General features: G+C 68.2%; 15 protein-coding genes and 5 pseudogenes. 12 read left to right on the top strand and 8 right to left on the bottom strand.

The features are described 5' to 3' along the window. From ACGF3J_RS38380 to ACGF3J_RS38360, 5 genes are all read left to right on the top strand, one after another. On the top strand, positions 1 to 450 hold a 450-nt coding region (locus tag ACGF3J_RS38380; RefSeq protein WP_393856081.1), incomplete at its 5' end, for an isocitrate/isopropylmalate family dehydrogenase. A 2-nt stretch (positions 451 to 452) separates the two neighbouring features. Next, positions 453 to 701, top strand: a complete 249-nt coding sequence (locus tag ACGF3J_RS38375) for a hypothetical protein (protein WP_393856080.1) — start codon at positions 453 to 455, stop codon at positions 699 to 701. A gap of 141 nt (positions 702 to 842) precedes the next feature. Continuing rightward, positions 843 to 974, top strand: a complete 132-nt coding sequence (locus ACGF3J_RS38370; protein ID WP_393856079.1) for a hypothetical protein — start codon at positions 843 to 845, stop codon at positions 972 to 974. Positions 975 to 1142: 168 nt separating this feature from the next. Next, complete coding sequence (locus tag ACGF3J_RS38365; protein ID WP_393856078.1) at positions 1143 to 1742, top strand: hypothetical protein; 600 nt, start codon at positions 1143 to 1145, stop codon at positions 1740 to 1742. A gap of 301 nt (positions 1743 to 2043) precedes the next feature. Next, positions 2044 to 2679 (top strand): DUF6461 domain-containing protein, encoded by a 636-nt coding sequence (locus ACGF3J_RS38360; RefSeq protein ID WP_393856077.1) that lies wholly within the window; start codon positions 2044 to 2046, stop codon positions 2677 to 2679. A gap of 61 nt (positions 2680 to 2740) precedes the next feature. Here the strand turns inward: ACGF3J_RS38360 and ACGF3J_RS38355 are convergent. The 7 genes and pseudogenes from ACGF3J_RS38355 to ACGF3J_RS38325 form a co-directional block, all read right to left on the bottom strand. Next, positions 2741 to 2842 (bottom strand): annotated as a pseudogene (locus tag ACGF3J_RS38355) (IS5/IS1182 family transposase); the annotation flags it as partial. Positions 2843 to 2895: 53 nt separating this feature from the next. Next, positions 2896 to 4422: a hypothetical protein gene (locus tag ACGF3J_RS38350; RefSeq protein ID WP_393856076.1), complete on the bottom strand. Its 1527-nt coding sequence runs from the start codon at positions 4420 to 4422 to the stop codon at positions 2896 to 2898. A 74-nt stretch (positions 4423 to 4496) separates the two neighbouring features. Further along, complete coding sequence (locus ACGF3J_RS38345) at positions 4497 to 5339, bottom strand: IS5 family transposase (RefSeq protein WP_393856075.1); 843 nt, start codon at positions 5337 to 5339, stop codon at positions 4497 to 4499. 171 nt (positions 5340 to 5510) lie between these two features. Next, positions 5511 to 6227 carry a VOC family protein gene (locus ACGF3J_RS38340; protein WP_393856074.1) on the bottom strand — a complete coding sequence of 239 codons (717 nt, stop codon included), beginning with the start codon at positions 6225 to 6227 and terminating at the stop codon, positions 5511 to 5513. 62 nt (positions 6228 to 6289) lie between these two features. Further along, positions 6290 to 7162 (bottom strand): annotated as a pseudogene (locus ACGF3J_RS38335) (IS5 family transposase). A gap of 63 nt (positions 7163 to 7225) precedes the next feature. Beyond that, complete coding sequence (locus ACGF3J_RS38330) at positions 7226 to 7909, bottom strand: hypothetical protein (RefSeq protein ID WP_393856073.1); 684 nt, start codon at positions 7907 to 7909, stop codon at positions 7226 to 7228. A gap of 214 nt (positions 7910 to 8123) precedes the next feature. Continuing rightward, positions 8124 to 11750 (bottom strand): NB-ARC domain-containing protein, encoded by a 3627-nt coding sequence (locus ACGF3J_RS38325; protein ID WP_393856072.1) that lies wholly within the window; start codon positions 11748 to 11750, stop codon positions 8124 to 8126. A 344-nt stretch (positions 11751 to 12094) separates the two neighbouring features. On the opposite strand from ACGF3J_RS38325, the pseudogene ACGF3J_RS38320 reads away from it, so the two are divergent. From ACGF3J_RS38320 to ACGF3J_RS38290, 7 genes and pseudogenes are all read left to right on the top strand, one after another. Continuing rightward, positions 12095 to 12942, top strand: a pseudogene (locus ACGF3J_RS38320) (IS5 family transposase). Between the two features lie 129 nt (positions 12943 to 13071). After that, positions 13072 to 13530, top strand: coding sequence for an SMI1/KNR4 family protein (locus ACGF3J_RS38315; RefSeq protein WP_386663713.1), 459 nt, complete (start codon positions 13072 to 13074; stop codon positions 13528 to 13530). 112 nt (positions 13531 to 13642) lie between these two features. Continuing rightward, a complete protein-coding gene (locus ACGF3J_RS38310) occupies positions 13643 to 14302 on the top strand; it encodes an HNH endonuclease family protein (protein ID WP_393856071.1) in 660 nt (219 codons plus the stop codon). A 130-nt stretch (positions 14303 to 14432) separates the two neighbouring features. Beyond that, positions 14433 to 15331 (top strand): annotated as a pseudogene (locus tag ACGF3J_RS38305) (Ku protein); the annotation flags it as partial. Between the two features lie 496 nt (positions 15332 to 15827). Continuing rightward, positions 15828 to 16006: pseudogene (locus ACGF3J_RS38300) on the top strand (alpha/beta hydrolase); the annotation flags it as partial. A 480-nt stretch (positions 16007 to 16486) separates the two neighbouring features. Next, entirely contained in the window at positions 16487 to 16972 is a 486-nt protein-coding gene (locus ACGF3J_RS38295) for a potassium channel family protein (RefSeq protein ID WP_393856070.1), read from the top strand. Next, positions 16969 to 18378 carry a DUF2252 domain-containing protein gene (locus tag ACGF3J_RS38290; protein ID WP_393856069.1) on the top strand — a complete coding sequence of 470 codons (1410 nt, stop codon included), beginning with the start codon at positions 16969 to 16971 and terminating at the stop codon, positions 18376 to 18378. The genes ACGF3J_RS38295 and ACGF3J_RS38290 overlap by 4 nt, the downstream gene beginning before the upstream one ends. A 349-nt stretch (positions 18379 to 18727) precedes the next feature. Here ACGF3J_RS38290 and tnpA read toward each other — a convergent pair whose 3' ends face one another. Continuing rightward, positions 18728 to 19156 (bottom strand): IS200/IS605 family transposase, encoded by a 429-nt coding sequence (tnpA, locus tag ACGF3J_RS38285; protein WP_393856082.1) that lies wholly within the window; start codon positions 19154 to 19156, stop codon positions 18728 to 18730. Positions 19157 to 19324 lie beyond the last annotated feature (168 nt).

Below are 19324 nucleotides of genomic sequence, written 5' to 3'. Positions count from 1 at the left end.
GTGCACGTCGACAAGCTCCACATCGACGCGCTGGCCGCACAGTTCGTCCTGCACCCCGACCGCTTCGACGTCGTGGTGGCCAGCAACCTCTTCGGTGACATCCTCTCCGACCTGGGCCCGGCCTGCGCCGGAACCCTCGGCATCGCCCCCAGCGCCAACATCAACCCCGAGCGCGACCACCCCAGCCTGTTCGAGCCGGTGCACGGCTCGGCCCCGGACATCGCCGGGCAGGGGATCGCCAACCCGGTCGGTCAGATCTGGTGCGCGTCGATGATGCTGGAGCACCTCGGACACCCCGGGGCGGCCGCTCACCTCCTCGGCGCGATCGAGGACGTGCTGGCCCTCGGCCCCGCCGAAGCGCCGCTGACCCCCGACCTACACGGCAAGGGCACCACCGTCGAACTGGCCCACGCGATCACGGACCGAGTCCACGAACGGTCCCCGATCTGACCGTGCCGCTCAGCCAAGCGTGGCGGCGTACCGGACGCATCGACCACGCCCTGGAGTTCTTGGACTTGATGCGCGCCTGCCAGCGGTTCGTCCTGCGCCGCATGTACGGCAGCCCCCACTACTTCGCCCTCATCGCCATCGCCGACAACACCGCCTACGAAGCCTTCGTCATGGACAAACTCACCGGCCACCCCGCCGTACGCGGCTTGAGGTCTCGCCTCACCATGAAAACGATCAAGGATGAGAAGTGAGGCGACGTGCGGCACCGTTCGATCAGACTTCGGTCACTTCCGGTCATTTGTTGTGATCTTAGGATTGCCGGTCCGACTCTCAGTCAAGAGGTGGACCGCGTCTCGTCAAGGCTTCAAGTGTCGTGTCCCGGACCGCAGTTGGTGGTGAAACACCATGACCGAAGAGACCAGAACGCCGACATGGTCGGCAGCGTCAGCCGCTACGAACAGATCGTGGCCGAGCTGCGCAAGGTGGTGGAGAACCAGCCCCGGGGCCAGTGGCTGATTGTGTGAAGTTCCGTTGACCTGCCTGTGAAACCCGTGATCGGATCCCCGGTGCTGATCGCGAAGCGTGCGCGGTCAGCTGCTTGACGTGCGCGTTTGACCAGCGAGTGACGAAACGTCATATAGGGGGAAGACGCGGACTTCTTCCTACGGGTGCAGGCAGTCAGCGGAGCTCTCGTGGCCGGCTTCACGGTCGAGATCGAAGGCCAATGCGTCGCATCGTCGGCGTGTGAAGAGGGCATCGCGCCGTGGACAGGACCGGCTTCCGTAACCCTGCTCTCCGAGAAGGAGGGGGCGTGGCAGCGTTCGTGGAAGAACACCACCGGCAACGCCACAATGATGCTGGGGGACAAGCTCACGACGAGGTACGGCACTGAGGAAGCCGACCACGAGTGGGGGGGGGCGAACGAGAGCCGCGCGTGGGAGGTCCGTTGTGACAACCAGGCGGCCAAGTTCGCCGGGTGTGTAGTTTCGCAGTACATCCCGACCTTTGAGGTCAAGTCCAAGTACAGCGAGGCCCGGCAGTTCATCGGCATGGTGCAAGCGAGCATGTCGAGCCACCCTGGCTGGGAAGGCAAGGGCCAGCCGTTGACCCGCGAATCGGACGACAAGGTGGCCCAGAAGAATCGGGACATCGTCTGTGACAGCACGTTCAAGCCTTCTCCTTCTACGCCGAAGCCGACCCAGTGCGATGAGTTCCCCTTCGCCAAGTCGAAGCAGAGCGGTGCTCAGCAGGGCGTCACATCGGGCAAGGTCTGCCAGCAGTACCCGTCGTAGCCTCCACCATCGAGGGCAAGCAGTACCTCTCGCTCACCTGGCCCGGCCTTAAGGAGGGCAAGATGCCGCCGGCGAACGCCAAGTGCGCGCGTGCCAGCATGCCCAAGAACCAGAACGAGGGCGTCGGCGGTGGCCTAGGCCGGTTCACCAAGGCACAGCGACTCCTTGGTGGCAACGGATACTGGGTCGACGCAGGAAACAAGCTCTAATTGCCATACCCCACGTCGCTGGCCGGACGCTGACAGGGCAGGCCGGCCAGCGACGGCTGAAGCCGTAACAAGGAACCCGACGGGGCAGCACAGTGACGAGTGACATCTTCCCGAACCGCCAGCTCTACCAGTTCGGCTATTGCGCCGTCTTCGCAAAGGGCGTCGCACCCGCTGAACTGTTGGCCCGTGTAGGAGGCGAAGGCCTCCACCCCGTCGCCTTGACCCGCACCGAGAGCGCTCGCATTGAGGCCCTTGGCGAGGACATCGATGAGGACGTCGTGCCCGACGTGACGTTGGATCAGCTGCAAGACAGCGGAGTCCTCGCCAGTGACGGCCCCGTCCTTAGGGCCGGCGAACACGATGGCTGGTCATTCGTGATCGAGCCGGAGGGCTCCTACCTGGCGGTAGACGACATCCTGGCATCAGTCTCTCAGGGGACGGTGGCTCTCTCACTGCGGGACAGCGAGTCGGGCTCTTGCTGGGTCTCGTACGCCGAGGACGGCGAGATCCTCTCATCCTTCGATCCGCTCTTCCCGGAAAGCGACTACGGCACGCGGCCTGAGGTGCTCGAGCAGCTCACCGGCCACGGGGCAGCAATCAGCAACGGGGACCGAGCCGACGCGTACGCGAACGCGGTGCGAGCGATCCAGCCGCGGTTGCGGTGCACGGTGCCGCAGGAAGCCGATGAGAGCCGCCTCCTCACTATCAAGATCGCAGACGCGTACTGAGCTTGATCTTTATCTTCGGCGGTCTGCGACCAGGTAAGAGGCCGTGCGGATAGGGATGCGGTCATGGTCGGTGGTTCGGGCGTTCGTCCCAGCGGTGGGTAGTCCATGCCTGCCGGATCAGACTACGCACGGTGATGATCATGTCGGCGAGGTCGAAGAATGCGACTACCTGGCCCGCCACGCCCACGGCTTCCTGGCGGACCGCCGTGCCCGTCCTCAGTTGATCTCCCGCACTCTCGCAGCGGTCCGCTCGGCGAGCTCGCGGACGCCGTGCGCGGCGTTCTCCGAGAGCTCGCCGAGTATGGCGTCGGCGGCCGTGAGGAGGGCACGGGTCTCCTCGGGGCGGCCTGCGTCGGCCAGGGCGAGGGTGAGCCGGTAGTGCTCCTCGGCGATGAAACGGCCGAGGTTGACCTGCTGCCAGTGGCGCAGTGAGTCGTCGCCCGGGGTGGCCAGGGCGTCGCGCACGGCGGCCAGGCTGTCCACCGCCTGCGGCAACCGGCCCGCCTTCCGCTCGAGGCGGGCCAGGGTGTGCCGGGCCGAGGCCCGGTCCCATGCCGTCTCCTGAAGGGCGGCGTACAGGCGCTGGGCGCGCAGCGCCTGGGGAAGGTCGCCGAGTTCCTCGAAGTCCCGGGCGAGCCCGCTCAGCGGAGCCGTGGCCAGAGTGTGGGGCGCCTCGTGGCGGCGGAGTCTGCTCTGGTCCGTGAAGATGTTGTCGAGTTCGCGGATCAGCGTCACCCGCGCGAGGTCCGTCATCCCCTGGTCCCGAGCCAGGTCGGTCCATGTGGAGACCGGCTCGTCCGACGGGGCCGTCCCGAACATGGACTCGTCGAGCGCCCGCGCCCACTGTTGCAACTCGTCCGCGCTTGCACCCGGTTCCGGCATACCGCCCAGGCCGCACGCCGTGTCGAAGTCCGTCTCCCGGACCTCAAGCAGCAGTGGCAGATCTCCGGGGTCCCCGCGCAGCCCCACCAGCACGGTCGCGAGCCGCAGTTCGTCCGTCATCGATGACCGTGTCTCGTGCCGCAGCAGATGCCGCAGCAGCTCCAGATCGCCCTCGGCGCGGTCGAACTGCGCGGCCCGCAGGGTGATCCGGCGCCGCACCGGGTCCTCGGCGACTTCACGCCATGCCGTGCGGTCGCCCTCCCGCAAACAGGCGAGATCGGCGCGGCCCGCCGCGAGCACTGGCTCCCACAGCGGGGGACCGGCCGGGCCTATCCCGTCGTACGCGCACCCCTCATCCGCGTTGAGCAGTACGAAGTCTGGCTCGGTGCGCAGCAGCGCGGCACGCAGCCTGCCCACCAGCTCGACCGGGGAGCGTTTCGGGAAGCCCAGCGCCGTACGGAGCTCGGCCCGCTCCTCGTCGATTCCGTAGCACTCACGGATCTCGTCCTCGGTCTCCGCGACGCAGGCCAGGATCTTCTCCTCGCCGTCGTCCGGCGACAGACGTGTGTAGCCGCGCCAACCGGGCAGGCCGATCACGAGCTCCAAGGTCTCGTCGACACTGGAGCCGATGATCCCCGCGGCGCCCTCCGAGTCGGCGTAGAGCACCGAGCCGTCCGCGCACACGAAGTACGTTCCGCCGGTATCGTCCCCAGCTACCGTCTCCAGCGGCCCGCCCGAGGCGAGGCGGACCTCCTCGACATGGCCGTGGGCGGCGCGGTCCAGGTCGAAGTCGAAGGGGAAGGCGGCCAGTTCGGCCAGACGGCGGTCCTGCCGCAGCAGCCGTAGCGCGTGATCGGTCATGTCACAGAACGTAACATCGCCCACTGACAACGGACTCGCGGCCTCTGTAGGAGGCCGTGCGGATAGGGGTGCGGTCATGGTCGGCGGTTCGTGCGTTCGTCCCAGCGGTGGGTAGTCCATGCCTGCCGGATCAGACTACGCACGGTGATGATCGTGTCTGCGAGGTCGAAGAATGCGTCGATGACGGTGGTGCGCCGCTCGTAACAGCGGGCGAGGCGGTAGAAGGCGTTCTGCCAGGCGTGGGTGCGTTCGACATGCCAACGCCGACTGGCCTGGATGGGAGCTTTCTCACCCTTGTGTGCGATGCGTCCGTGCAGGCCGCGTTCGCTGAGCAGCGTGCGGGTCTTGTCCGCGTCGTAGCCGGCGTCCAGGTGCACGGTGATGTCGTCGGGTAACGGCGCCAGGTCGTCCAGGCGGTCCAGGGTCGGGGCGAGCAACGGGGAGTCGTGGCGGTTGGCACCGGCCAGGACACGACCCAGTGGAATGCCGTACCTGTCTGTGATACCCGAGCGTTTCAGGCCGTGCTTGCCGCGGTCGACCGGGGAACGCCCGGCCACCTCGCCGCCTCCAGGAGCCTTGGTGATGGAGCCATCCACGGCGATCTGGTCGAGGACGAGGCCGACGGTCCGGTCGTAGGAGTCCAGCGCGATCTGCTTGAGCTGGGCGAAGACGCCGAGTCGTATCCACTCGTCGCGACGGCTGCGGATCGTGGTGGCCGAGCAGGTCGTGTCGGCGATCGCCTCGTAAGAACAGCCGAAGCGCAGCAGTTGCAGGAGCTTGTCGAAGATGATCCGGTCGCTGATGCGTCGACGGTGGCAGCCAAGCGGATGGTTCGGGTAGTACTCCGGCCGCTCGGGCAGCAGGGCCACGAATTGGTCCGAGAGCGGTTCGGTCAGCCATGATGGCAGCGCGGGCACAGGCCTCCCTCGTAATCACAGAGCGTCGCAACTCCATGATCACCGGGACCTGTGTCTGTTCTGTTGCCGGGCCCCCCAACCACGCCTATCCGCGCGACCTCTAAGAACCCCTAACAAAATGAGGTGCCGTCGGCTCAACATCGTCCGACGGCACCATGTGTGGTCCAGGCGTCATTGCCCCAGAGATTGAACTCGGAATGACAGCCTTTCCGGGCTGTGCAGTCTCAGATTGGACTGGTCGGTCTCTCGGATTCGGTTAGCGAGGCTCGGGCCACCGCCACCGATCTGCATGCGGGAGATGACGCCCTCCAGGTCATCGACCCCGACGCAGAGTTCCCACTGCGGGGTAGTGCTGGGTTCACGCGCCGCGATGAATGCGGCAGCCGCGAGAGGAGTACCTGTCAACTGGTGGTAGAAGTCCCGGGCCCGGTCCGGTTGGCCGCAGGCCAGGACCATGTGATGTGGGGCGCCTGCCAAGCGGGGCGGGAACTTCCACCCGGTGAACCCATGGGGTTGCCACAGGGAGAATGGGGCACCCACCGGGTCGATCAACGTCGCCGTACGGCCCTGATCACCCGCGTCAAAGGGAGCCACGACAAGACGCGCGCCGTTCGCCGTCGCGGCTTCGGCGCGGCGGTCGACGTCATCAACGGCCAGGTAGTAGGCGACGTGGGCGGGCGTACCCGGCGGGTAGATCGGGTTCGCAAGGTCGCTGACGCCGCCAATCTGGTACCCGCCGATGGTTATCTTGGTGGCCTGGCGCCAGTCCTCCTCATCCACTGCAAAACACCAGCCCAGTGCCTGCGATAGGAAGGCAGCGGTGCCGGATGGATCGCGGGTCTTCAGGTCCATCCAGCAGAACTCGTTCAACGAACCTAGGGCGGTCATCGTGTCCTCCTTGTCTTTCGAGTGCTGGGTATCGGCTCACCGGGCGACTGCACAAGCGGGTTTCAGCTGCTAGCCGTGCGAGAGGTCCGGCGGGATGCCACAGGTCTGTGCTGCGTATGCAGTGACACCAGCCGTCTCCAGCAGATGAGAGCGCATCCGAGGCTGAGGAACGCTTCGTGGATGTCGTCGCGTATCTCCCAGCGAATCCGCAGGCGGCGGAACCAGTGCAGGTGAGCGAATGCGCGCTCGACGATCCAGCGTTGGGCTCCGAGTCCGGAGCCGTGTTCGGTGCCGCGGCGGGCGACCAGCGGCTTCACGCCAAGGGCCCGGACCATATTGGCGGTACTTGTCGTGGTCGTAGCCGCGGTCAGCAAGGATCACGTCCGGGCGGCGCCGGGGCCGGCCGCGCTTGCCTCGCACCGGCGGCACGGCCTGGAGGAGCGGGATCAGCTGAGTGACATCGTTGCAGTTGCCACCGGTCAAGGAGGCAGCAAGCGGGATGCCGGTGGCGTCAGTGATCAGATGATGCTTACTGCCCGTCCTGCCCCGGTCAACAGGGCTTCGTCCGGTCCTGGCTCCCCCTTTAAAGCCCGGATGTGGGAGCCGTCGACCACCGCGCGGGAGAAGTCCAGGGCGTTCGCGGCGCGCAGCTCGGCGAGGAGTACCTGGTGCAGCTGAGGCCACACCCCGGCCTCGGTCCATTCGGCCAGGCGGCGCCAGCATGTCATGCCCGAGCCGAAGCCGAGTTCCTGCGGTAGATGTTCCCAGGCGATCCCGGTATGCAGCACGAACAGGATGCCCTGGAACACCAGCCGGTCCGGATGCCGCTTGCGCCCTGGATGCCGGGTCCGGCGCTCGATCTTGGGCAGCAGCGGTTCGATAACTGCCCACAGCTCGTCGTCGACTTCCCATGCTTCGGCCGTGCCACCCCCCACCCCCAGATCCTCGGTCGGTCTTGGAGCGATCCAATCACCTCGAAGATCATTTCGTTAGGACTTCTAAGCGCCGACGGCCGCGGTAAGACAGGTGTACATCAGCTCGCTCTCCCAGCCTCCGGCCTCGGCGAAGCTCACGACGGCCGCTCTCGAGCCGGCCTCGCAGAGCGGCGTCTCCGTGGCGAATGCGGAGTTCACACCGTCGTAGGGCAGCAACTCCGAGCACTGGTAGGCGGGCGCGTTCATCAGGAGGATCGCGTCCCGCTCCGGGCCCGAGGAGCTGCCCGTGTAGACCAGGCAGAAGGTCGACCCGCGGTCCCCACCGGTCGCCGGTGTCTGGATGATCCGCACCTGTTCCAGCGCTGCCGATTGCTGCTCGACCGCAGGCTCGGACACCTCGGGGACGGGCGCTTGCGAGGGCTCGGTAGCGTCGGGCGCGAGCGTGGTCTGCACGGCGACGGGCGGTGTCGTATCGGAGGCCGCGGCCTCTGGCTGCTGTTCCTGCCCGTCATCGCCGGACAGAGCGAGCACGCCTAGGCCGGCGAGTCCTCCGGCAACGGCGGCCGCCAGCGTCACGGCCGCGATCACTGCGGGCCGAGGCCGACGGCCTGGCTGGCGGACCTGCTGCGGCGACAGCGGAGGCTCCGGACGTACAACGGGGATGCCATCGAGCGTGTCCCCGTTGTGGAAGCGAGCGAACTCTTCCTCCTCGTCCGGGCGTAGCGGGCGTTGTGGGCTGCCGTTCATGGATCCCCCACTGGCGACGGCTTGGACTACGAGAGCGCAGGTATCTCGCGCCCGGCCCCTCGCCCGGGTCGCTTTCGCCGCTCCTTGACGGCACCGGCGAACAGCCCGGTCCCCTCGAGGAAATCGATCACAGCGACCCCTCCGGCCTGGACCGTCTCGCCCCGAACATGCCGCTCGCGGTGAAACGGAGACGAGCAACTGCACAATGGTGGCGTCAACAGCGCGTGTCACGATGGCCCCAACTCGGGCCTGCTGACGCACGAGACGTACGCCGTATTGGCCGGCGGCCCGCTGGACGGACTGCTGCTCTTCTCTGAGCTAGGACCGGAACTCGTACAGGTGCAGCCCGAGTTCGCCGGCGGCCGCCGGGCAGCCAGGCACACGCGGCCAGGGGGCCCTCCCCGCGTACGGCGGCCAAGACGCGGGCCTCTCGCAGGTCCCACACCCGCAGGGTGCCGTCTTGGCCAGCGGTGGCCAGTCTGGTCCCGTCGGGGGCGAAGGCCACGGCGTCGACCGGGCCGGTGTGGCCTGTGAGGAGGCCGATCCGTGTCCAGGACGGCGCGCTCCACAGGCGTAGACCGCCATCCGCGTGCCCGGAGGCCAGCAGATGGCCGTCCGGGGACAGAGCCAGGCCGCGCACCGCGCCTGGGCAGTCCTCCAAGACGGTCAGGATGGCTCTGGCCCTGGCGTCCCATAGCCGCACCCGCCCGTCCTCACTGGCCGAGGCAAACCAGGTCCCGTCCGGTGCGATCGCCACTGCGGTGACCGGTCGGTCGCCTCCAGGCAGGGCGCCGATACAGCTGCGGGTGGCTACCTGCCACACGCATACGGTGCCGTCCTGCTGCCCGCCGATCAGCTGGGCGCCGTCCGGCGTGCCCGCGACGGCCGTCACGGGCACCCGATTGCTGCTCAGCAACTGGGCATAGCTTGGCGTCCGGCTACCTGGCCAGAGCGGAACGTCACTGACTAGTTCGACCATTCCGTTGGACCGGGCCTCGGCTCGCCATTGGCCGGTCGGGGCGTAGGCCACGCCGAGTACATCGGCCTGCGAGCTGCCGGCTCGACTGTCGCGCTGACGGGGCTCGCTGGTGTCCCACATACTGACTGTCATCCCACTTGCTGTGGCCATCTCTGTCCCGTCGGGACTTACTGCAAGCGCACGGACTCGGTGGCCGTGGTTCGAGTACCCCCGGCTATCAGAGCCGGGACCGACTTCCCATAGCCGGACCGTGCGGTCAAGGCTCGTGCTGGCCAGCCAGGAGCCGTCCGGCGCGACTGCCACGCAGGTCACCGCCTGTTGGTGCCCATTCAGGTCGTGCGTCCGCCGGCGTGACCGGAGATCCCACACCCGCACGGCCCGGTTCGTCGCGGCGGCTGCCCAGGTCCCGTCCGGCGCGACGGCCCCGGTGTCGCCCAGACCGACGTTCCGACCGCCGCCTCGGTTCTCCATACAGACGCCGCTCAGCGGGTACCACAGGCTCACGTGGTCCCCTCCAGCTCCTGCAGCCACCGCCCTGCCGTCCGCAGTGATCCTCACCCACAGTGCACGCTCGCGGCCCAGGGTTGCCCGATGCCGGCCGACCGCGGACCACAGCCGCACGCCGGGGTCCCGACCACCGGTCACCAACCAGCTGCCGTCCGGGGCGATCGCCACCGACCGAACCAGGTCCTGATGGCCTTTGAGTACCACGCGGGACCTCGCGGGCTTCACGTCCCACAAGCGCACGATGCGTCCGGTTGCTGCGGCTAGCCACGTTCCGTCGGGGGCGATCGCAAGTGCCGCCACGCCGTGGGTATGGCCGATGAGAACCGTCGTGCAACTGCCGGACAGGACATCCCAGAGCCGCACCTCGCGGTCGGCGCCGCCGCTGGCGAGCCAGGTTCCGTCCGGGGCGATAGCCAGTGTTTTGACAGGCCCGCGGTGTCCGGTGAGCACGGCGGTGCAGTGGCCCGACGGGATATCCCACAGTCGCACCTCGCCGTGTTCGTCACCGGTCGCTAGCCAGGTCCCGTCCGGGGCCGCCGCCACCGCGTACGGGACGCCTCCATGACCGACGAACGTGCGCAGCAGCTCTGGTGGAGGCAGATCGGGTGGTGCCCACCGGTTGGCCAGCAGCGGGCGTGCCGCTGGCTCCGCCTGCCTGGCCGCGATCTTGTCGCACCAGTTCGGCAGCGAGGCCAAGCGGCTGTGCAGTACGTTGACGAGCAGCCGGTCGGCGTCCTGCCCGTCCCCACCCGGACCGGCGTTCAGGGGACTGAAGAGGTGTGCGATGCGCCCCAAGTCCTGACCCAGGGCGGCCGCGGTTGCCGTCGGGATCAGTGCCAGATCGCGCGTGGGCCCGGTCGGGCCCCGCTGTCGCAGCCGCGCCTCGACCCAGCGGATATCGCAGGTGACCTGCTCGGCCTCTTCGTTGTGGCCCGCGCCTTGCAGATGTTCGATGAGGTGGTCGAGCAGGTAGCCCTCCGATGTCTCCCACCACGGCACGGGCGTTCCGGTGCTGGAGCCGGATGGCGCTGAGACATGGAGGAGGGCGGCGTGCAGCCGGCTCAGCTGCTCGCTCCCCAGCTCTTCACGCAGGTAGTCGCGCAGCACGTCGTGGAGTGTGAGCTGGCCGCCGTTCTCGGCGCTGAGGGAGACCAGGGACAGGTGGTCCAACTGTCGACACAGGGCTCTGCTTCCCTCTTCGTCGAGACCGGCCGTCTGCTGCCAGAGCCGGGCGGCCAGTGGCACTGGGATGACCTCGTCTTCGGCGAACACACCGAGCTCGGCCAGCCGGTTCGTCCCGTCGGATGCCAGCAGCAGGCGAGAGGCATTAACGGTGGCGTGCACCGCACGTGCCCGGCGCACCGGATCGTCCAGGTCGAGGACGGTGCCCGGCGTGTCGAGGGCGGCAGGCCCGCCGGTTCGCAGCAAACGCAGCGCCTGCGCGGCCGCGTCCGCCGAGACCAGTCCGGTTTCGATCTGATTGGCGATCAACCGGTTGGTCAGGCGGAGCAGTAGGGCCCACCGGCCGGTGGCCGCGAGCAGGTCCCGTACGGTCGTCGCCGGCAGGGCCGGCAGTTGCCAGGTCAGCACGGCGCGTGCCTGGGCCGGGGACATCTGGTCGACACGCACGCGGGCGCTGCCGGGCGGCAGCACCGCCGGTACCCGGGTGGTGACCAGCCGCACACACCGCTCGCCGCCTCGGAGGAAGGGAGCGAGCTGCTCGGCTTCCCACACGTCGTCCAGGACCAGGAGGGTGCGCGGCCGTTGGTCCAGAAGCCGGCCCAGATGCGAACCGGCCAGGTCGGGGTCGTCGAACGCGGTGGGGTCGCCGGTGATGAACCGGGTCACCTCGGCGACCTTCGCCGCAACCGCTGCCCGGCCCCGCACGTCGCGCCCGATCGTCACCATGAAGATCCGGTCGCGGAAGTGGCGGCGCACCCGGGGACTTGCGCATACCACGGCCGCGAGAGTGGACTTGCCGAATCCTCCTGCCCCTTCGAGGGAGGTGGTGATGGCGACCGCCCGGCTGGCGGCGCGGCGTCTCGCGCACACTGCGGCGACGGCTCGGCTGCCCTCGTTGCGGCCGACGACCCACTCCGGGACCGGCACGGGCGCGGGTGGTGGAGGATCACTGGCTCCGGCGGCTGGCCGCTCCCACCAGGCCGGAATGGAGGCGAGGACGACCGCCACGGCGGCCAGCCCGGCGACGGACAGCCAGGCATGCTGCCGGAGCAGGTCCAGCGGTCCAGGCCAACGGTCTGCAGCAGTGGCAGCGTTTGCAGCCAGAGAGACCAGGATCGCGATGGCCGCCGCTGCTCCAGCCGAGACCATCATCCGCAGGCCGTGCACCCGCATGCTATTCCCCCGTCACCACACGTGATCCGCTGTCGGCACGATAGCGATCGGAAGGCGCCTCCGCAGTCGACCGTCACACCATGGTGTGACGGGCCACCGCCGCACTACTGGCGATATCAAGGGGTTCCGCCGCACCATTCCCCCAGTCGAAGCGAGACACCGAAACCATGCCAATTGCCCTCCCTTACGCGACATGGTGCGTGTGCAGCGGGTTCGGCCAGGAGGAGCTCGGGGAGGAAGCCGAGGGAGGACTTCTGCTCGCAGCTGACGGTTTCGGCGAGCTCGGGGAACTGGGACCGGCTCTCCCTTACAACGGCTAACACAATGAGGTGGATGAGTCCTGGTTGCCGTGTCCGGCACGGGAGTTGAGCGTTTGTTCGGTGTGGGGACGTCGCCGTGGATCGTGTCGGATGAACTGTGGGACCGTCTGGAGCCGCTGTTGCCGCAGCGTGCGCAGGTTCCGGCATCCAGGTCGCAAGCCGTTGCCTGACAGGGACGTGCTGTGCGGGATCTTGTACGTGCTGCACACCGGGATCCAGTGGGAGTACCTGCCCAAGGACCTCGGCTTCGGGTCGGGCATGACGTGCTGGCGCCGGCTGCGGGACTGGAACGAGGCTGGCGTCTGGCAGCGGTTGCACGAGATTCTGCTGGCCGAACTGAACGCGGCCGCACGTCTGGACTGGTCCCGCTGTGTGGTCGACTCCTCGCACGTCAGGGCGCTAAAAGGGGGCAGCTCACGGGCCCATCACCGGTTGACCGGGGACGAGCCGGCTCCAAGCATCACTTGATCACCGACGGACACGGCACTCCGCTCGCGGTGCTGCTGACCGGCGGCAACCGCAACGACGTCACCCAACTCCTGCCCCTGCTCGACGCGATCCCGCCGGTCCGCGGCCGGGTCGGTCATCCTCGCCGGAAGCCGGACTCACTGTTCGCCGACCGCGGGTACGACCACGACATCTACCGGGACCAGGTCCGCGCCCGCGGCATCGTGCCCGCGATCGCCCGCCGCGGCACCCTGCACGGCACCGGACTGGGCACCTACCGCTGGGTCGTGGAGAGGAGCTTTGCCTGGTTGCACGGCTTCCGTCGCCTGCGCATCCGCTGGGAACGGCGAGCCGACATCCACGAAGCATTCCTCAAACTCGCCTGCTGCCTCATCACCCATCGGCAGCTCAGCGCATTGCGCTGACACTGGAACCGCTGGGCACTCCATGGATGTCCGTCGCGCATGCCATGATCCGGCCCCATGAGCGACCGATCGCTTTCGCCTGCCTGGCTGGCCTCGTGGACAGAGAGGGTCAGCGGGACTCTCACGGCCATGACAGGCGAGTTCGAGCATCGGCACGGCTTTCCTCCTGGGACCAACCAGGTCCGGCCGGCCGACCACGATGATCAAGCCGCGGCACACACGCTCGCCCAAGTCACCCCTACACCAGCTGACCTGGTCACCTTCTACGAAAGCATCGGTGACGTCACCTGGGAGGACGTTGGCAACGGCTACTTCCTCGATCCGGCCGGTGACCTCCTGCTGCGGCTCCAGGAGTGCGGCGTTGTCGACGTCGGCACGGACAAAAGGAGCCGTGGCCTGGTCATCGGCTCGAACGGCGGCGGCCTGATCTATGTCGCGGGGCCTGATGGGGCCGTTTACCGGACGCGGACGGCTTCGCTGGACGAAGCGGAGCTCGACAAGGTAGCCGATGACCTACGACAGTTTCTGGAGCTGCTGGAGCGTTCCCTGACAAGGTTCAACGCCGACGGCGAGCCGGGATACCTGTAAGCACAGGCCCGACGACCATTTTGTTAGCCGTTGTAAGACCATTACACCCACACGGGCGGCGCCTTCGGCGAACACCCAACTGCGCCCCCAAACGGCCCGCTACGAACGGTGCATGCTCAAAACCGTGCTGCGCGGCCTGAGCGCCGTGTTCCTCGTTGCCCTGCCCCTGACGGTGCCCGCGCCTGCCCAGGCCGCGGAGACCCTGTCTCTGACCGAGGCGGTCGCCGCCCTTCCGATCGCGGCGGAGTCCCGTGAGGGCTACGACCGGGATGCCTTCCGTCACTGGAACTCCGGCGCAGACCCGATGGACGGGTGCAACACTCGTGCCGAGGTCTTGATCGCTGAAGCCGTGGAGCCGCCGACCGGGGGGCCAAGGTGCCGGCTGTCTGGGGGCCGCTGGTTCTCCTACTACGACCAGGTCTGGGTCACCTCTGCCTCCGGTCTCGACATCGACCACATGGGCCCGCTCGCTGAGGCCTGGGACAGCGGCGCCTCGACCTGGTCCGCGCAGCGGCGGGAGGCGTACGCCAACGACCTGGGCGCGGAGGCCAGCCTGGTCGCGGTCACGGCCCGCTCCAACCGGTCCAAGTCCGACCAGGACCCGGCGACGTGGCTGCCGCCGGCCGCCGAGGTGCACTGCCGCTACATCGCCGAGTGGGTGGGGACGAAACTGCGCTGGCGCCTGTCGGCGGATGAGGTCGAAGCCGCGGCTGTCCGCGAGGTCGCGGCCGGCTGCCCGAACCAGACCGTCACCTACGAGCCGGCGGCATAGGCAGCCTCCCACAGCGCCCCGGGACGCCCCACGCGCCTGGGGGACCGCTACACGCCCTCGCGTCGGCGGGTGCCTGGCGGTTGCGTTCGTCCTAGCCTGGAAGGGCTCGGGGCTGCTGGGGAGGTAGGTCATGCCCCGGACCGTGTGGAGTGGCGCGATCAGCTTTGGCCTGGTCAGCATGCCGATCAATGTCACCGGCGCGACCGAGGACCACTCGATCCGCTTTCACCGGGTCCACCTGGAGGACATGGCCTGGGTGCGCACCCGCAAGGTCTGTGAACTGGAGGACCGCGAGGTGACGGCCGCGGAGATCGGCAAGGGCTACGAGCTGTCGAAGACGCAGATCATCCCGATCAGCGACGAGGACCTGCGGGACCTGCCGCTGCCGACCGCCCGCGCGATCGAGATCGTCGCCTTCGTGCCACTGTCCTCCGTGGACCCGATCCGGATCGGGTCCGGCTACTACCTGGAGCCGAAGGAGCAGATCGCGGCCAAGCCGTACAAGCTGCTGCGGCAGGCGCTGGAGCGTTCCTCGCGGGTGGCCGTCGCGAAGTACGCCTGGTCGGACGGGAACGTCTGAGCCTGCTCCGGGTGCGCGGGGTGGCGATCGTGCTGCACGCGATGCTCTGGCCGGACGAGATCCGTGATCCGTCGTCGCTGCTCCCGGCGCCGGTGGAGGTCTCGCAGGAGGAGATCGACGGTGCGCTCGCGCTGATGGACACAATGACGGTGGAGGATCTGACCGGACCGGGGTTCGAGGACGAGTACACCAGGGCACTCAGCGAGATCATCGTGGCCAAGCGCGAGCACCGCGAACCGCTGGCCACGCCGGAACCTGACCAGCCCGAGGGCGTGCTGGACCTGATGGCCGCGCTCAACGCCTCCGTCGCCAGGGCCCGGGAGTCCCGCGATGACGGCACGCCCGCCGACATCCACGAGCGGGCGAATCCGAAGAAGGCCGCGAGGAAGACGCCGGCCAAGAAGACCGCGGCCAAGAAGACGGCCGCGAAGAAGACGCCCCGCAAGTCTCCGCGCGTCGTACTGGCTGGGTCGGTCAGACAGGAACCGGCGACGGGGCCGCCGTCGGCCGCCGAGACGCACTGCCGCTCCGTCGCTGGGTGTGTGGCCGCGAAGCTGCGCTGGAGCCTGTCTTCCGATGATGGTCGAAGCATCGGCCGTCCGCGTGCCAGGGGTCGACTGCCCGGGCAGATCACTACGAGCCGACTGCCGTAGGCAGGACGGCTCCGACCCCGGTGTGGAGTGACTCCAGCCAGGCGGAGTGCTGCTCGTCGAGGGGCCGGCAGCCGACGGCCACTATGCGCGGTGGTCGGCTTTGCTGCGTTAATCGGTTCGCTGGTTTTCACTCGTGCGTGTTGTGGCTCTTGGAGGCGTCGTCGGGTGCGCCGTCCACTTTGGGGCACACTGCGCGGTGCCCGCGACGCGATCTGGCCGCCTTGGCGGTTCCTCGATGGGGTCGGCTGGGGCACAGTCTGGCGGGCCACGAGCGCTTGGGAGCCGGCGATCAGCGGTCGAGTTCTGGGTGCAGTGGGACGACGAGCGGGTGCCGCGGGTTCAGGCTTGGCGCTGTTCGACGCCTTGGCCTCGGCCGAGAAAACGTTGCACGCCAACCCCGGCAAGCACGGGGAGATCCCAGCATTCGAGCTGGAGAGCACGCTGAGGTTCTTCGCCCGGCACCTCGGTTGATACCGCCGCCTGCAGTCCGCGACGCGCCGATCGGGGACCAGGTCCCGATCGGCGCGTTCACTGGAGCTAGGTCCAGGAACCGCCGAGCCTGGCGAGGGGGTGCGCAGGATCGCTCACCGCCGCGGGGCCCGCCTCCCATGCCGGTGGGTTCTGCCGCGTCACGCGGAACGGACATAGAGCGCTGGAGTGGACCTGCGCTTCCGTGCCAGGGCGGGGGGCCTGCACCAAGGGTCGGGTTCACCCGCCAGGGGTGATCCCGTCCTGCCGCCGGGGCGGTGGAGTGGGCTTCGGGAACGATCGGGCCCACGGGTACCGGCGTGACGAAGAGACGTGAGATGAGCGATACGACTTCAGGCGGCAGGGGCCCGAGGCGCTTCCGGACCGGCCCCACGTGGCGCGCTCCGTTCTCGCCGTCGCGCCGCCCTGGTCGCTGTCGTCCGCGCCCTGCTTGTCACCGTTGGTCTCCTCACCGCCTACTACGTGCTTCCCCTGGACGATCGGCTCACGGCCGGCACCGCCGTGCTGCTGGTGTGCGGGCTGTTCGCGGTGCTTCTGGTGTTCTGCTGGGAAGTGCGGGCCATCATGCATTCCCTGCATCCGCTTCTCAAAGCGGTCGAGGGTCTGGCCGCCACGCTGGTGCTGTTCCTGGTCCTCTTCGCCGGCTCCTACTATCTGCTGGACCGCTCGGCGCCCGGATCCTTCAGCGAGCCGCTGAACAGGACGGACGCGTTGTACTGCACCCTGACCACGTTCACCACGGTCGGCTTCGGAGACATCACGCCACTCTCCCAGACCGCTCGGGCCCTCACCATGGCGCAGATGACGGGAGGACTGCTGCTCGTCGGAGTCGCCGCCCGGCTGCTGGCCGGCGCGGTGCAGGCGGGGCTGAACCGACAACGCCAGGAATCGACGGTATCGCAACACTTCGGTGCCGGTACCACGGAAGAGCCGGAGGCCGGACCATGACCATACCCAGTGCCTTCACCGCCTCCCTGCCACCGGCGGAGCGCGCCGCATACGGCAGGAAGGCCCGCGGACGGGCCTCACGCTCCTGTCACGGCTGGTACGAGGCGGGACCACATCGGCCGGACCCCGTCGATCTGCTGGAGAGCCAGTCCGCCGACCGCGTCCCGGCACTGGTACCGACCCGCTATGGCCGCATGCTGGAATCGCCGTTCCGTTTCTACCGCGGCGCGGCCGCGGTCATGGCGGCGGACCTGGCACCCCTGCCCAGCAGCGGGCTTCAGGTGCAGTTGTGCGGGGACGCCCATCCGCTGAACTTCCGGCTCCTGGCCTCACCGGAGCGCCGTCTGGTCTTCGACATCAACGACTTCGACGAGACCCTGGCCGGGCCCTTCGAATGGGACGTCAAAAGGCTTGCGGCCGGCCTCGTGATCGCTGCGCGGGCGAACGGGTTCTCGCGCAAGGAGCAGAACCGCACGGTACGGGCCTGTGTGCGGGCCTACCGGCTGCGGATGCGGGAGTTCTCCGGCATGCCGACCCTGGACATCTGGTACGCCCAGGACGACGCCGACCACGTACGGCAGTTGCTGGCGACGGAGGCCGAGGGGGAGGCGGAGCACCGCCTTCGCGATGCCGCCGCCACGGCCCGGACACGGACGCACATGAGGGCGTTCGCCAAGCTCACCCGTGTCACGGCCGAGGGCCGGCGCATCACCCCAGACCCGCCGCTGGTCACCCCGCTGGGAGATCTGCTGGCCGATCCCTCCGAGGCGGGTAGAGAGGCGGAGCTGCGGTCCCTCGTGGACGGATATGCGCGGACCCTGGCACCCGAGCGCCGGCATCTGCTGCGTCACTACCGACTCGTGGACATGGCCCGCAAGGTCGTCGGGGTCGGAAGCGTCGGCACCCGGTGCTGGGTACTGCTCCTGCTCGGCAGGGACGACGACGATCCGCTGCTGCTCCAGGCCAAGGAAGCCTCGGAGTCCGTGCTGGCCCCGCACACGGGCGGCGAGCGCTACGACAACCAGGGCCGCCGGGTCGTCACCGGGCAACGCCTGATACAGACCACCAGTGACATCTTCCTGGGCTGGACGCACGTCACCGGCCTTGACGGGAAGGACCGTGACTTCTACGTACGCCAGCTCTGGGACTGGAAGGGCATCGCACGGCCGGAGACGATGGACCCGCGTCTGCTCTCCCTCTTCGGCCGGCTGTGCGGGGCCTGCCTGGCCCGGGCCCACGCCCGCTCAGGCGATCCCGTCACACTCGCCGCGTACCTGGGCGGAAGTGACCGCTTCGATCGTGCCCTCACCGAGTTCGCCCGGTCCTACGCCGACCAGAATGACCGCGACCACACAGCGCTTCAGGCCGCCTGCCGCTCCGGCCGGATCACGGCCGCCCCCGCGTGAAGCCGGTCGGGGCGCGAGGAGCGGGCCGCGGTTAAGGCCCTGCTCCAGGGGCCACCCGGGCGGCGGGGCCGACGCTCCGGCCCTGCTGCTCTTCCCGCTCCCACTGCTCAGCCGGGGCGAGATGGCGGCACGCACCTCGTCGAGGGCGTACCTGAGCCACGTCTCCAGGGTCCGGAGGCGGTGCAGGTCGGGAGGAGGATCAGCCACGGGACTTGTTTGCGGCAAAAATCGAAAACAATCTGTCTACCTCTGATCTTGGCCAGTGCTCCGCCCTTCAGGGCGGGGGTGAGGGCCCTCTCTGGGTCGGAGGTGCGGAGCGCCGGAGTGCTCTGCGCCTTGGGAGTGACGGTCAGACGGGGCGCTGCTGGTTTTCGATGTACTGCTTGACGACGCTCAGGGGTGCTCCGCCGCATGATCCGGTGAAGTAGGAGCCGGACCAGAAGTGTCCGCCCCACAGGTACCGGCGGACGTGGCTGTCGTACTCCTGGCGGAGCCTGCGGAAGCTGACGCCCTTGAGGGAGTTGACCAGCTTGGAAAGCTGGACTTTGGGCGGGTAGTGCACGAGCAGGTGGACGTGGTCCTGTTCGCCGTTGAACTGTTTCAGCTCGGCCTCGAAGTCGGTGCAGACCTCCCGCATGATCTCTTCGGTGCGGATCAGCATGGCGTCGGTGAGCGCCTTCCGCCTGTACTTGGTGACAAAGACCATGTGAACGTGCAGGTTGTAAACAACATGGCGACCAGTTCTGACATCGGGATTCGGGTTCCAGCGCGGTGATATAGACCAATGCTAAGATTCCGAGCGTAAGTCAAGGCACCCTGGTAAAGCGGCAGTTCGGGCACCGTGCCCGGCTCCCTGAGCCCTTCGGCTCGCATCGCGCTCACGTACTCGGCGACCAGGTCGCGGCTCGCGGGGGTGCGCCGGACCACGTTCAGGTCGCTCAACCGC

Source organism: Streptomyces sp. NPDC048171, assembly GCF_043202655.1.
Classification (GTDB): domain Bacteria; phylum Actinomycetota; class Actinomycetes; order Streptomycetales; family Streptomycetaceae; genus Streptomyces.
This window is presented reverse-complemented; position numbering and strand designations above follow the sequence as displayed.

What these genes read in the sequence shown, in the direction of transcription:
- ACGF3J_RS38330 (WP_393856073.1), bottom strand. Translation starts at nt 7,909, where the DNA reads ATGAACGGCAGCCCACAACGCCCGCTACGCCCGGACGAGGAGGAAGAG.
- ACGF3J_RS38310 (WP_393856071.1), top strand. Translation starts at nt 13,643, where the DNA reads ATGCTCAAAACCGTGCTGCGCGGCCTGAGCGCCGTGTTCCTCGTTGCC.
- ACGF3J_RS38315 (WP_386663713.1), top strand. Translation starts at nt 13,072, where the DNA reads ATGACAGGCGAGTTCGAGCATCGGCACGGCTTTCCTCCTGGGACCAAC.
- ACGF3J_RS38290 (WP_393856069.1), top strand. Translation starts at nt 16,969, where the DNA reads ATGACCATACCCAGTGCCTTCACCGCCTCCCTGCCACCGGCGGAGCGC.
- ACGF3J_RS38340 (WP_393856074.1), bottom strand. Translation starts at nt 6,227, where the DNA reads ATGACCGCCCTAGGTTCGTTGAACGAGTTCTGCTGGATGGACCTGAAG.
- ACGF3J_RS38350 (WP_393856076.1), bottom strand. Translation starts at nt 4,422, where the DNA reads ATGACCGATCACGCGCTACGGCTGCTGCGGCAGGACCGCCGTCTGGCC.
- ACGF3J_RS38325 (WP_393856072.1), bottom strand. Translation starts at nt 11,750, where the DNA reads ATGCGGGTGCACGGCCTGCGGATGATGGTCTCGGCTGGAGCAGCGGCG.